The organism is Bradyrhizobium sp. CCBAU 53415 (genome assembly GCF_028128735.1).
Taxonomy (GTDB): Bacteria; Pseudomonadota; Alphaproteobacteria; order Rhizobiales; family Xanthobacteraceae; genus Bradyrhizobium.
The window spans coordinates 32,866-47,709 of record NZ_LBJF01000026.1; the positions used below are offsets into that span (position 1 = coordinate 32,866).

At 57.3% G+C, this 14,844-nt stretch carries 7 protein-coding genes; 5 read left to right on the forward strand and 2 right to left on the reverse strand.

The genetic code is table 11. The features are described from left to right. Positions 1 to 1,103: 1,103 nt before the first annotated feature. Together XH87_RS36845 and XH87_RS24125 are read right to left on the reverse strand one after the other, a co-directional pair. The gene (locus tag XH87_RS36845) at positions 1,104 to 1,565 is read right to left on the reverse strand and encodes a very short patch repair endonuclease (protein ID WP_442868300.1); all 462 of its coding nucleotides are present in this window, start codon (positions 1,563 to 1,565) and stop codon (positions 1,104 to 1,106) included. Beyond that, complete coding sequence (locus XH87_RS24125) at positions 1,562 to 2,782, reverse strand: DNA cytosine methyltransferase (RefSeq protein WP_271589183.1); 1,221 nt, start codon at positions 2,780 to 2,782, stop codon at positions 1,562 to 1,564. Before XH87_RS24125 ends, XH87_RS36845 begins: the two co-directional genes overlap by 4 nt. Before the next feature lie 1,511 nt (positions 2,783 to 4,293). On the opposite strand from XH87_RS24125, the gene XH87_RS24130 reads away from it, so the two are divergent. From XH87_RS24130 to XH87_RS24150, 5 genes are all read left to right on the forward strand, one after another. Next, positions 4,294 to 5,643, forward strand: a complete 1,350-nt coding sequence (locus tag XH87_RS24130; RefSeq protein ID WP_271589184.1) for a hypothetical protein — start codon at positions 4,294 to 4,296, stop codon at positions 5,641 to 5,643. A 5-nt stretch (positions 5,644 to 5,648) separates the two neighbouring features. Beyond that, the gene (locus XH87_RS24135) at positions 5,649 to 7,676 is read left to right on the forward strand and encodes a hypothetical protein (protein WP_271589185.1); all 2,028 of its coding nucleotides are present in this window, start codon (positions 5,649 to 5,651) and stop codon (positions 7,674 to 7,676) included. 16 nt (positions 7,677 to 7,692) lie between these two features. After that, positions 7,693 to 13,581: a DEAD/DEAH box helicase gene (locus XH87_RS24140; protein WP_271589186.1), complete on the forward strand. Its 5,889-nt coding sequence runs from the start codon at positions 7,693 to 7,695 to the stop codon at positions 13,579 to 13,581. A gap of 126 nt (positions 13,582 to 13,707) precedes the next feature. Continuing rightward, a complete protein-coding gene (locus XH87_RS24145; protein WP_271589187.1) occupies positions 13,708 to 14,157 on the forward strand; it encodes a DUF262 domain-containing protein in 450 nt (149 codons plus the stop codon). Then, positions 14,085 to 14,546: a DUF262 domain-containing protein gene (locus XH87_RS24150; RefSeq protein ID WP_271589188.1), complete on the forward strand. Its 462-nt coding sequence runs from the start codon at positions 14,085 to 14,087 to the stop codon at positions 14,544 to 14,546. Before XH87_RS24145 ends, XH87_RS24150 begins: the two co-directional genes overlap by 73 nt. Positions 14,547 to 14,844 lie beyond the last annotated feature (298 nt).

A 14,844-nucleotide genomic window follows, 5' to 3' on the forward strand; every position in this document is an offset into this window, starting at 1 on the left:
TGGAGGGTCAAGGCGGAAGCAGCGGATTTTCTCATTGTGACCTGAGAATCCCCGGTTTTCCGATGAAATCCCGTGGCTTCAGTCAAATTGGCCGATGAAGGCTCCGAGGCCCTTGGAATGTGCGTGTGGTCTGTTGCGGCATGAATTCCAGCCCCCTCACCTGACCCCGCCCGGCCAGGATAGGCTGACACCAAGGAAAGGATGCCGAGATTGGACCGCAAAACTCAGTCACACATTGCCGGACGCCGAACCCGACGTCTGGAAAGCGCTTTCCATGACTTCTTGGCGACTTGCCCCCGCCTCCGCTAGAAAAGCTTGGTCTTGCGCGGCACACAGAGGTGTTCGAGCTTTTTGGTCGCCGGGACGACCACCAGGTAGCCCAGGGTCATCGACTGGGCCTTGTCGGCCTAGTTCTCACCAAACGAATTTGTGGTCATGCTTGGCCGTGTAGACGATGGCGCCCTCGGCCTTCAGGGTTTTGTATATCATCGAGCTCGAGCTCGCCTTTGTCGCGCACATAGTCGGCGACGTGGCGGCGATTTCCTTGGTCTCGCGGTTGAGGTCAGGGCTTATATCGAACAAGGCCGCGTCGTTGTCCTGAGCGAACGGGGTGGCACTGCCTGGATTCGGGACATCGCCATGCTCACAGATTCGCTATCGTGCGGACTTCGCTAGCGTAAAGGTGCGGGGTAGCTCTAAGTGCGTCTGATTGTTGTTCTTTTTTCTGAGACCCACCCTCCCCCCGGATCGCCGACGCGTACACCGCCTATATCGGCCAGACGAAAATCCCGCTGCAAGATGCATCGAGGTCCACCACAACGACGTGCAGAGTGAAGGTATGGCGGAAGGCCACAAGCCCACGCTTGACGATTTGCAGTGCCTTTGTGCGAATTGCCACCGTGTGACACATCGACTGCTGAAACTAGAGTTAGATCAGCAGGGTTCAGCAGCAAAGAAACGGACTAGAACAGTTCATGGGACTCTTCGCTGAATGCAGCTACTGCACAGACGAATGAAGTCCAGAGATGTTACCGAGTGGATTGTAGCCATGACCATCAAACGTAGGAGGTTAACTAGCTACTCCCGTCTCTTGCTAGCTGCCCCTAGGCACGACCAATGGATGGACGCGAATTGCAGCGCGAAGCCCGTGTTCGTACAGTACGTTCTATCTGATCGGCCGCTTTGTCGATTTTGTCGTGTTCCCAGACGCGAACAATGGTCCAGCCAAGCTCGACAAGTCGGCGATCGGTGTCTCGGTCCCGAGCGATATTCGTTTCGATCTTCTCGGACCACCATTTAGCATTGTTCTTTGGCCAAGTACGGTGGATTGGACATCCGTGCCAGAAGCACCCATCAATAAAGACTGCTACGCGCGCCGCGGGAAAGATGATATCGACGGAACGCCGCGTCATCTTCAGCAGACGCTGGTGCAACCGGAACCGCAATCCGCGCCTGTGGAGCTCCGACCGGATCGCTATTTCACGTGCGTTGTCGCGGCCCCGCGTTGAGGTCATTCGCTTGGTGGTAACCGGCAAGACCGGATCAATGGCTTGTGGGTTCGTCATTGCTTGGAGATATGATGTCGCAGATCGCGACGAAAGGCTTCCTCATAACGCAATTTGCTGCGCTCAAGCCGGGAGAGAAAGCCTGAGGTGGCTTTCCTAGAAAGCGGGACGATATCGCTGCCTAGAAATCGGGCCAAGTGCTCCACCGGTCGGGAAACGGGCCACTCGGACACCGCTGAACGTCCCCGCCGACCTTCAAAACCCCAGGCAGCCGGAGGCCAGCCTCGGTTCAACCGGACAGGCTCGTCATTACCGTCATCATAACTCTCCGCGACATTCAATCGTCGAGCGATCCATTGGGCGAACGGTACGCTTACGGCGTTACCAACCAAACGCCAGCGCCCGCGGGCAGATTTTGCTTCGTCACTATCTAGCTCCGTCCATCCGGCTTCAAAGCCTTGCAGGCGCTCAGCCGCTTCGATCGTTGGGACGGCGACTAAGCGGCGTCGCGGGAACCAAACCGCTGGCGGCGAAGGAATGTGAACGCCAGACCCACTCTTCAGAGGCGGTATTGAGTTTACCGCCCAGCCGAGACCAGTATTCCCTTCCGTCCAGTAAAATCCACAGGCGTGTGTTCCACGAGCGTTCGGCACAGGATTGCCAGCATCTTCACCGAGGAGAGCGGCGCGGGGATCGATGTGGCGGGATGCCAGAATCACAACTCTGCGCCTCCGCTGCGGCAGACCGAAGGCTCGTGCATCGACCGTGCGGTAAGCCCAAGCAAAACCCATGTCTTCAAGCTTAGAAACGATCCTTTCAATCGCGCGTCCTCGCTCCAGACTCAGCATGAAGGGGACGTTCTCAAGTACGAGCCATTGCGGACGCGAGTTTTTGAGAAGCCTAAGCAGTTCATCGATCAAACCAGAGTTCGGCCCTTGAATACCGCGCCGGCGCCCGGCCTGGCTCAGATCTTGGCAAGGGAAGCCGGCAGTGACTATCCCGCATTCCGGGAGCGACTTAAGTTCTCTTACGTCCTCGGACAGCGGCACGGTAGCGAAGCGACGTCCAAGGACTGCGCGCGCACGAGCATCAGCCTCGCAAAGCAGAACGCTTTCATGCCCTTCGTTTCGGAAGCCCTGCTCTATTCCACCGATTCCAGCGAAGATGCCCACTACAGAATGCTTGGTATGCTCTTTAGCGAACTGAGCTTCGTTCGGCTCACGTCGTGTTAACCTTGCCCCCTTCACGTTGGCGTCGAAGGGTGTTCGTTTAAGCAATCTGATATTCCTTGACGTGGTTGAGTCGCGTTGGCGCTCGAAAGAATAGCACACGCAATGAATCTGCTTGAGAGAAATCGGAAACGACCGGCTGCATCGGCCTCCAGCCCTTGGCCTGTCCCTGCCAACGGCAAGCTCCACCGGCATCGAACTCGACTTTTGTACCATTCGAAATCCGGTTGCCCATCGCGTATGCGGTTGCTAGCGTCCGTATCCACAGCCATAAGCAGAATGATTCCAGCGCTAAGAGCGCGTTCTCGTGGGGAGGAGATTTGTCGGCTACGCAGGTTTCGAGCGGGGCACTGTCCGCCGCCGAGTGGGAGCGCCGTCTCGTAATTCACTATTTGAGGTCGGACGGACCATCCGGCGGAGCGCCCCTTTCCTTTCTTGATGCCACTCCCGCCGAAATTGCAACGGCTTCAAAAATCGATGGAATCGGGGACCTTGAGGCACAAGAAGCCTTCGTCACGCATTTCGGCCGTTCAAGCATTGAGGGCTGGTTATCTGGGGATTATAGGCCGCCCGCACATGACGCAGATGATCCGACCTATTTTCGGTTTCTGGTTCTGAGCTGTCTAGTATCGGCCACCGATACTGGCGCTGGCAGCACTCAGAATTTCCGCATTCGACTTGGCGAGCTGTTGGGCGCTGACGGCCCATTCAACTCCGTTGATGGAGTGAATAAGCTGTGGAGGTCGCTGGCTCGGTGGTGCGACCGAAAAAGAGCTGCCGGGGAACCGTTCCGTCGTATCGTTTTGCCTCACCCTGGCCACGCAACGCTGATCGGACATGCGGTGCGAATCGCGTTCCCGTCTTGGCGCGATCGCAGCGCCCTCACCCAGGTTCTGCGCAGGATTTCACCTGCTACGCGCCGCGCGCCCGAACGGCTTGTTCAGGAGCTCGCACGGTCTAACCACTCTCACCTACTTCCGAATGCGGTAGCAACCGCCCTCGCTGATTTCACCGCGAGTGTTCGCGCTCGCCGGCGTATGCTCTTGGGTCACAGATTTTGGCGCCTAGTCCAGAGCATTGAGGCCCGTCTCGCCGAGCAAGAAGACGAGCCCCGAAATCAGCGCTGGCGCTTGGACGTGCGATTCGGTGGCTATGAACAGGACGAAATCACCCTTGCACTTTTTCGGGGACGGGCAGCGCTCGACGAAGAGGCTGTTTGGGAGGGTTCCGTCCAGCAGTTGGCAGCCTCCCGTGCGTTAACTCTACCTGCTGAACTAGCCGATGCGCTCCGGCAGGGAGTGTTAATGCTCAGTGAAGGACCCGGCGCTACCTGGTCGATGGAAGGCAGCGATCTACCCGTGGATCGTGCCATAGTGGTACTTGCGCGAGCCGGAAGCTTGGCGGTCAGTTGGCCCTTGGAGACAAAGTGGCGCTCCCTTGAGGGGGGATGGCTTGTATCAGGGAAGCTCGATCCGCACTCTGTGACGGGGCTTCGACGACGCCTTGGGCTCGCTCCGGCCACTGGATCCCCGCTTGTTGATCTCTCCTTTGCTGATGGAGTGAAGACCGGCCACTCGACCTGGCTTGGGCGCTCCGCCTTTCTGCCGGCTTTGACTGCATCTCAGGGCAGCACCTTGTCGCTGGAAAAGGTTGGTGCGACCGTTGGGTCGTTGACACTCTCCGGCCGGGCGCCGACTTGGAGCCTGTTCGCGGAAAGGGCGATTGCTGGCCGTTGGCGTGTGCGAGCAGTCGAGGCGTCGTCCGAGACGGAAAAGGTCCTCTGCTTTGAAGACGAGGTCCCAGAACGCTGGGAATTTCCGGCGGAGGGTTCTGGCTTCGAACCCGAGCGGGAGTTGGTCGGTATCGGCGAAACGCATGAGCAGTTTCGTTGTCGGGAGGTTCTCAACGACGAGCCGGTCAACGCACTATTATGGGACGTCTTGGAAGCCATTTATGCAGGCCCCCCGCGGGGCTGGACCGAAAATGCACTCATCGAAACACTGAAGCGCGTGTTGCCCAAACCTCATTTCGAGTGGGATTTTCTCCGCAGTCTCGCCGAAGGCGGCTGGTTGGAGCCAGTAATTTCGACATCTTGGCGCGCGCGCATTTGGCGATTGCGCAGTCCCTATTTCGAAATTGTAGCCCCCCACATCGCTGTAGTTCGAGGAGCAGTTGGAACAGCCGCGCGCCGCCGACTTGGCGATGCTGCGGCCGCAACGAGCGGCAAAATCATCGTCCGTTCCGGTGTATCCGAGTGGGCTCCCCCGACGCTAATCGTGCAAGGCGACATTCAGGCGCTTTCCAATGATCTTGCCTGGTCCATCAAGGAACACAGTCAGCCGCGTGTGGAGGCCGCTCCTGCCTGTTGGCCTGCCGAATCCCGAACGGGCCTCGGTCGGCTACTCGCCGGCATTTGGCGGTTCGACCTTGGTCTCTTTTTGGCGCCCGACAAGGTCGGCTCAGAGGGGGGCATTCGGCTTGAACGGTTGGTTCGAGAACGTGGAGACGATCGGGACCTCTATCGCATTATAGATCATGGTAAGACGTTCCTGACTACTTCGCGAACGCTTGCTGTTCTCGAGGCCCATCGCAGACGCAAAGAACCCCTCTTTGATTGGACATCGGAGACGTTCGTTCGGAGGTCGCGGGGTGGCTATTTGCCGATGCCCATAGCACGGACAATAGGAATCAGAAGCTTACGAGCATCCGGTCCGGTCCTACGCACGGATGGTAGCTGGACGTACGTTTATCCTTCCGACACCGAAGCGGCGCGTTGGATCGGCCGAACGTTTGGAGCTGCGATCTCCATCAATGCTGAAACTAAGCGCAAGCCTTTTTATCAATACGTGGCCGAGCAGCGCCGACTTGGTCGGCGGCCGTCCTGGCTCGCACCACAGACCATGAGCTAGAGCTGATGTCCACGCCCTTGTATCTTGGCCGCCCGGCCTACGATCCTAGACCCTACACCCGGATCGATCCCGTAGCTCAGGCAGACGACGGGTGCTGGCGGGTCTATAACAACTGGGCTAAGGCGCTTCCAACCGAAGGCAGAGTGTTCGCCCCCCGACTGAACGGCTTCCGAGAGGGAGACCCTCTGATTTTCGGCGTTGAACCAAATCAGCGCGGCGACTCCGGGGCCGATCGATACGTAGTGGTCGATCCCCGCCCTGTGACTGAGGTATTGGATTTTCGATCCGTCGCACCAGAGGAAGCTCGTCGCTCCCTGGTCGAGCGGGGTGTGGATTCCTCGATTCCAGCTACCGACAACATCATCGCGGCTCTCGGGGATGGCACATGCGTGCGGATGAAGATGGAGAGGCATCCTACGCTAGGTCGTTTGGTTGCCCATATTGACGGATTGGAGACGCTTAACTCTTACGTATTCGACGCACGACTTTTCGAGGGCGATCGGATTGGAGGCCGATGGATCGCCGTGCCAGGCATTACTGTTGGCGCGCCCGTTGGTGTTCTCAACTGGTGTCGGGACTCGGATTTTCTGGAAGCCGTACTTAAGCGGCTTCGTAAGGCTGCTCCCCAGGCTGAGAGTTCATTGACGCGCTCGCAACTCTCCCAGGTTGTGACCTATCTCTCTCGAGCAGGGCTCCTTCCGACTGAAGGCGCCGAATTGAACTCGTTCCATGAGCGCCTTCAATCGTTCGCGCCAAATCTCGCTCACAACGTAGAACTCATCGACAAACTCGTTGACGCGATTTGCGTACTGCGTCCGATCGAAATCCAGCTCGCCTCCCGACGCGAGGAAATAGAAGCGAACCTCAGACGTGGCCTAGAAGACCGGCTACTCCAAGAGCTCGAAAAAGAGATGGAGCCGCTATCCGCCGAGCGTGATCACCTAGCCGCCGAAGTCACCGAGCTATCCGCGAGATTGGATCGTGAGCGCAAAGAGGTTCAGCAAGCTGTTGATGACGCTGAAGGAGCGCGTCAGGCCATTAAAGACGAGTTATCGATAGTGCTTTCGCAGCTAGCGGATGTTCCAACCGGCGCAGAAGAAACCATTAGCACGCTTGCAGCGAGGATCAGGACGCGGCTGAAAGAACCAGCGCAAGACTTCGGACTCCTGGCTGCGCCCGGCGCACCTTGGACCAAGCCAGATTTCACTCAAAGACCCTTTAACGAGTGGACGGAGTTCGGCCAAATTCTTCGCAATAGCTCCTTTCGCCGTGGTTACGATCCGACAGATCTGATGCTGATCGACGTCGCTGCTCGTTCGGGCGAGCTTGTAATATTTCCCGAGGATCGAGGGTCGGGGTTGGTCAGCTGCTACGCGGATGCAATTAGTGGGGGCGAGGTGGTACGCCACATTCTGGATCCCGCAATTCTGTGCGTTGACGACCTATGGCGGCAACCCTCTAACTCCCTACCGGCCGCATTCGGACGCGCTTGGGCTGCTGCACGTTACGATCCTCGACGTTTCCGCGTGGTTTCTCTGGAAGGTCTTCATCGGACGCCCATTGACCTATGGTTGCCTACACTAGTCGATTTGTTGAAGGACTCTCGACGCCCTTCCAATCTACTTGTCTTTGCCTCGATTGGCGCCTCGCTACTGGACAAGGATCGCATATGGCAGGACATGGACCGGGCGGTCATCGCACTCGCACCAGCGCCCAGTGCGGGATTGACCCCTTACCTTCTCGCTCAAGCGTCGGGACGCGAACCCTCGCCCGCGTGCTTCGACGCAGCCTCAATGCCTTTGCCGATAAGCGATGACGTTCTAGGCGTTTTGACGGAATTCGACGACACGAACGGCATTCGCCTTCGACGACTGGCGTCGATTTATCGCTCCGCTCGCGCTGTCGCGACCGAAATAGACACCAAATCTTGGCTGTCCGCCTTCGCGGAGACTAGCGGAGCGGACGCTGAAATCTCATCGCGCCTGAGCAACGGCGCTAAATGGCTGCGCGAACTGCTCAGCCGCCAAGATTAAACTTTGGGATAGGAAGATGTTAGATCCTTTAGGCGGCTTCGAGCGAATTCGAGAGCTTTACATCTCGTATCTGGATACCGCGTTTCGGATCCGTCGATCAGCCCTCACACATCGACGACAGGAGCTTCTGAGATCGCCCGGAACGTTGGCCACCCAACCGTTCTTGGAACCGATCTCGCGTTACAAACCTGCGAAGAATGCCTTAGCCGATTTCATCGATATGACGAAAGACAATCCGCTAGATTGCCTTTCTCGAGAGGGACGCCGCGCCTTTGCCGAGCTTTCAGTCTCAGGTCTTTTCCCCGGAGAACCGGGAGACGGTGAGATTCTCAGACGGCACAAATTCAAGCCCTACCAACATCAAGTTGATATGCTCGCCCGTGGTGTCCGCCAAGGCACTCCTGGGATTGTAACATCTGGTACGGGATCCGGAAAAACGGAATCCTTCATGCTGCCTATCCTGGCGGCCTTGGCGAATGAAGCTGTTCGATGGCCTGCTCCCCTACCCGGCTATCTTGCAGGCTCATGGTGGAAGGATACCCCGACGAATTTCCAACTTCACCGGCAGCATGAGCATCAGGCTAGGCCCAAGGCGCTCCGTGCCCTCGTCCTCTATCCGATGAACGCCCTCGTCGAGGATCAACTGACGCGTCTGCGAAAGACCTTCGATTCTCCTGAAGCACAGGAGGTAATGGATCGTAGATTCGCGGGAAACCGGATCTTCTTCGGACGATATACTAGCGCAACGCCGGTAGCGGGCCATCTTCAGCATCCTCGCCGTCCCCACGCGCAGAAGGAAAAGGACGCCGCCGCACGGCGGGTAAAGCGTGTCGCTGACGCCATGAGCGCCTATGCCGAAGATCAAGGAAAAGCCCGTCGTCACGACTCGGCACACCCCGATGACGAGCCAACGCGCTACCTGTTTCCTTCGGTTGACGGAGCGGAGCTCGTCGCACGCTGGGACGTACAGCAAACACCGCCGGATCTTCTCGTTACGAACGTTTCGATGCTTGGTGCCATGCTGTCGCGAGATGTCGAACAGCGGATGTTTGATGAAACTCGGTCATGGTTGGAACGAGACGAGCATGCCTATTTTTTCTTGGTTCTCGATGAGCTCCATCTGATTCGTGGCTCCGCGGGCACAGAGGTGGCAGGACTCATTAGAGTCTTGCTGCATAGGCTTGGCTTGGATCGCCCGGAAACGCGCCACAAGCTGCGAATATTGGCATCGAGCGCCTCGCTACCCTTGGAAGGAGAAGGCCGAGAGCGAAGCCTCAAATATCTCTACGATTTCTTTGGCCCGCTTGGCACTTACACCGGCCGGGATTCTAAAGGCGCGACGTCGAAAGACGATTGGTTCGAATGCATCGTGCCGGGCGAGCCTGAGAGCGATTCCATACAGGTAACTCTTCCGCTGGACGGCGCAGCGTTCCGCCAGCTGGTGCAGGTGCTAGTCCCAACTGGCGGCTATGTGGGTCATGTGACCCACAGCGATGCGCTTGATGCGGCTATTATTCAATGTGCCAAAGTTCTCTCGCGGGAGGGTGCAGTCGGTACTCCGGCTCAAATCGCGAAAAGCGCCATCGAGACTGCAGCTGCGGTGCTGGCAGCGGGGTGTCGCCAAAACGATCGCAAGGAGTTGCGAGCGACAGCAATAGACGTCCTCGCGCAACGAATTTTTGGCTCATCGGCCGAGGCGTCGTTGCTAGCGTTGCGTGGATTGACTCTGCTGCGCGGCCTCGGTGAACGGATCGAATCCCTCTATTCGGTAAAACTTAGGGACGGCGTGTCCAGCTTTCGCGAACACGTCTTCATTCGCTCGATAGAAGGCCTATTCGCTACTCCGGCCAGCAAGGCGGGCGGGCGCGTCGAGTTCGAAGGCGTGACCGTCGAACGCGGAACGACCTATACCCGAGAAGGGGATGATCTGCATAGGGTCTTCGAGCTCGTATATTGCGAAGCATGCGGGGAGGAATTCGTCGGAGGCAGACGTGGCGAGCATCCAGCGAACCTCGGAATTCTCGTTGAGCTTCTTCCGGCGTCACCGGATTTGGAGTCTTTGCCGGAAACCGGCGCGGACGGTAACTTCGAAGATCTCAGCTACGAAGATTTTGCACTGTTCTGGCCTTCACGGCGCTCCGTCAAACAAGGAGACAACACAGACGAAAGTTGGCCACAAGCCATTTTGGACACGCGCAACGGCTTGGTAAGTGATGCCGGCGCTATGGGTGCCGGTCGGATAGAAGGACGAATCTTCAAGCTGCCGCGGAAGAACGGAGGACGCGAACTTCGACGTCCTGGTTCTGCAGGTCCCAATTGTTGTCCGGCCTGTGGCGCAGACTATGCGGGTCGCAGCTCCAAGTTCCGGCAATCACCTATTCGAAACTTCAGAGCCGGTTTTGCAAAGAGCTCCCAACTGGTTGCGACCGAAGTGTTCGAGTTGCTGCACGCCAGTGGAGACGAGGCTAAGGCCGTGGTTTTTTCGGATAGCAGACAAGACGCGTCCAGGGCCTCGCTCGATATCGAACGCCGTCACCACCAAGACAGTCGGCGGCAGATGCTGCTTGAGGCGCTGAAGGAGATCGCGTCAAGTCCAGTCGAGTCAGAGGAAGAACTCAAGAAGAAGATGGCCGAAGCGGTCGCGAGAGAGGATGATGCGGAATTCTCTCGCCTCACCCAAAGGCTAAGAGAGGTGAGGCGTCGAGGCGATCCCGATCGCATTCCGCTAGCCTCCATTGTTGAGCGGATACCTGCTGCGGGTGAACCACTCCGACGAGAGGCAAGCCCGCTGTTGTCGAAGATGGTGAAGATTGGAATGCACCCAACCGACGAAGTCGGTATCGGCAAGATTCCTAACCAGGGGCAGCTCTCCTCTCTATTCGAATGGCAGGCTCTGTTCATTGAGAATGGAGACCGCGTCGATTGGACCACTCAGGGCGACCCCCTTGCACTTGGTGAAGCGAGGCTGTCAGTGGCTCGGGAACAGAGACCATTGGTCGATGATGTACTCTTCTCGAAAACGTACTTCGCACTTGAGGAGACGGGATTGGGCTACCCAAGCCTCTTTTACAAACATGAGGAGCGGACCGACCGTTTCGACGCTTACCTGCGAGTATTTGCGGACGCTTATCGCGTTCTTGGCAACAAATGGGTCGAGCGAAACGACAAGAAGAAGGAGTGGCCGACCGCACAATCGGTTGGAAGCACCCGCGTGTTGGAGTTTGCTGAGGCGTCGGGTCGTTCCGAGCTCGATGAAGTGCTATCGAAATTGACCGCTTTGGGACATAGAAACGGCTTTATCGAGCCAGAGAAGCTTTTTATTCGCCTCGTCGCGCCAAACCATCCCTACTTTGAATGCGCGAATTGTTCTCGTGCTCACTTGCACCGTGGCACGGGCTTTTGCACGCGGTGCCAGGATCCACTCTCAACTACGGCCACCGGCCCGGTAAGTGAACTCCGCAATCGAAATGTGCTTGCAAAGCGGGTGGAACGGAGCACGGCCGAAGGTTTTGGCGCCTTCCGTCTTAGATGCGAGGAGCTGACGGGGCAAACGCAGTCGCCCGCTGAACGCCTCCGCCGCTTTCGCGGAATCTTCGTTGATGGGGCGGGCAACTACGATGCTGCCTTGGACCGTAGAGCCAAGGAAATCGACATGTTGTCGGTAACCACGACTATGGAAGTCGGTATCGACATTGGCGCGCTGCAAGCGGTCTATCAGGCCAACATGCCGCCACAGCGTTTCAATTATCAGCAACGCGTCGGCCGCGCTGGCCGACGCGGGCAAGCATTTTCTCTGGCGGCAACGCTATGCCGCGGTCGGAGCCATGATTTGCACTACTTCGCGCACCCCGAAGCGATCACGGGAGATCCGCCCCCACCGCCATTCTTGACGACGGATCATCTAGCAATCCCGCTTCGTCTCTTACGAAAGGTATGGCTCACTGCAGCCTTCGCGGAATTGCGCGAAGCCGCAGGTCCCAACTGGCCTGGTGACGATGTTAAGCCGGACATACATGGCGAATTCCTGCCCGCGGCAATATTCTACGCGGCTGGATCGGAATGGGACCTTTCGTTGGCTAAGGCTCTCCAAGCAACGGAACTGATACGAACAAGTTGTGCGCGCGTGCTTGGACTTGGCCTTCCCGGACGGGAATCTGCACTTGTACGGGAAGCGACGGTTGAGAAGTTGATGAACGAGATCAGGAGCCGGACCGAAGCTGGGCAAAGGGATCAAGGGGGCTTGGCGAGTTTTCTTGCCGAACAGGGTCTCCTTCCGATGTACGGTATGCCTACGCGCGTGCGTGACCTTTACGTCGGAGTAGAACCCAACGAGCTGGGAGAACCCGACTGGGACACGATAGATCGAGAAATGGATCTGGCGATCTACGAATTCGCACCAGGAGGATCCCTCATTCGTGACAAGCGTAAACACACGTCAATTGGATTCACGCCTAAACTGGGTCGCATCCAAGTTGACAAACAAAACCGTGCGCGTGTGCTGTCTGGCCGAGGTGCACCCTGGTGGGAAGACACCACCTATATCGGTATCTGTTCGAAATGTGGAGCGACCAATACGTCCCCTATCCGAGTCTTTGAAGCGAAATCTTGTGGAGACTGCAAGGAAGCGATCTCTCCGTCCGACTTCGAACTCTACCATATCCCGGCTGCATTCAGAACCTCGTTCGAACCTGTTTCAGTGGACCAGGACGAGACGCCAAGTCGCGCGGCTAGACGCGAGACTTCCAGCGAAATCGAAGAGCTTGAGTCTACGCCCGTCGCAGAATCGAACATGGCCTATAGCACCGGCGCGGAGGCGGCCATCATTCGTCGTAATCGCGGTCCCATCGGCGACAGTGGTGAACCAGAGGGGTTCCCGATCGTTGGAGCCTCGCAGAAGGCATTCAAGATCCAGGAACACCCTGCGGTTTGGTTCAGCAAATTAACTGACCAAGCAATACTGGTGGATGTGGCGAACGATCTGAGGCTCTGGGAACGGGCGACGGACGCCAATAACGTCCCTCTCGAACCGGAAGCGGTTCGCCTGATGTCACGGAAGAAGACGGACTCCCTATACCTCGTCATGCGGTTGGTGCCACCAAGGCTTTCGTTTGATCGTGTAGGAAGTCGTGAGCCGCACGCCATTAGCGTGCGGGCTGCGGCGATCTCAGCGACGCAGCTAATCATCCAGCGCGCGGCTCTCGAAATGGACATCGGGCCAGAGGAGTTCGAGGCGCTTGAGCCACGGCTCAGGAATGGGCTTCCGATGCTACAGATTGCCGATTTTTTGGTAAACGGAGCTGGGTTCTCGAGGCGCCTTGCGGCCTCCGACGGAGGAAGCCGTCGCCCCTTGGTTAGTCGGCTAATCGATTCTTTGGTGAATGATCGCAACGATAGGCTTGTTAAACCATTCTTCGAAGGGGATCATCCGGGGGCTTGCGCCAGAGCGTGCTACCGCTGCCTGCAGCGGTACAACAACCGTGGTTACCATGGGCTCCTTGACTGGCGCCTGGGCATCGGCTTCCTCCGCGGAATGGTGGACCCCACCCACAAGGCAGGACTAGACGGTCGTTTTGAGGCATATCCCGAGCTCGCCGATTGGCCGCGGTTGGCCGCGGAAGCTGCCGAAGAGGTTCGTCGCCTGAGCCCGAACAATCGCCGTGTGATACATTGCGGGCCTTTGAAGCTGCCGGTCCTAACTCAACCCTTTGCGGGGGGCACAGAAGGCTTCGTCCTCGTGCATCCCTTCTGGAGACTTGACAGCACTTCTATTGCAAAGAGCCCCTTAAGTGAAACGATCAACGCAGTACCTGCAGATAACGTGTATTTCGTCGATACTTTCGATGTTGCGCGCCGGCCAGTTAAGGCGATCGAGCACGCGCGCAACCGAACTCCAGACCTCCCGTGACTGATCACCAAAGGAGATTGAGGGTGGAACAGTACGAACTGCGCACAACGGACTAAACTCACAGGTAGCGCTCGTTACGGCTGGAACACAATTATTGAGGCGGACCGTGGAAACTGGTGGCGGCTAATGGCGAAAACTCTAGAGACGCACGATAAGCTAATTCGAGAAATTTTTGAGGGTAGCTATCAATTCGAGATTCCCGACTATCAGCGACCTTACGCATGGACCACGGAGCAAACTGAAGAGCTTTTCCAGGATCTTCTATCGGCCATACAGGAGGCGAAGCTCTCCCCTTCAAACAGCCAGTATTTCCTCGGCAGCATAGTTCTCATCAAGAACGATCGTGAGCCGAAATCCTCGGTGGTGGACGGGCAGCAGCGTCTTAGCACACTAACAATGCTGTTCGCCGCCTTGCGGTCGGCGATGCCCGAAGCAGCCGATGATATAACGGATTTCCTCTACAAGAAGGGCAAGGCGAGCATGGCGAGAAGAACGAGTACCGATTGCTGGCGCGCGAAGAAGACGCTGCGTTTTTTCGCACATTCATCCAGGAGCCCGGCGGGATCGAACGACTGATAGAGAGTACGGAAAAGCTCGAAGACAGCCGACTTCGTTATCGCGAGAACGCCAAGCTGCTCATGAGCAAAGCGCAAGCACTCTCTCATGTGGATCGAGACGCGCTCTGGAAATTTCTGGCCAACGATTGCTCGCTAGTCGTGATCTCAACGCCGGATCTTGAGGCTGCCTATCGTATCTTTTCGGTCCTAAACAACCGCGGGCTCGACCTGGCGCCCATCGATATTCTCAAAGCAAGCATTCTCGGATCGATCCGAAGGATTGCGGGCGAGGTCATCGTCTCGACATGCCGGTCGGGATCGATAGTTTCGACATCCATCGCGCTCAGCACCGTCAGCTCTTTGGCAACATCGGCTTCGAGGGCCGTCACAAGCCCCTCTAAGACGTAGGCGCGCTGGGCGCGCAATTGGACTTCGCTCTTTCCGACACTGTCGGCGGCGACGGCGTTTTCCAGCCAAAAGTCTTGATCGTCGTCGTCAGATGTCATCTCGTCTCCTTTGGTCAGGTCTCGCTATAATCCTTCGATCCGCCAGTCTCGCATTTCTCGACATTAATCTCTCTCCCGATACATTGCGGTGATGCGCGAATTGCCATCACGGCATCATTTACAAGTTTGACTTTTGGAGCCGCTAAATGCGTCCGGGTCCCGAATGACTGACAAGCACCCAAAAGGGTCGGTCGACACTG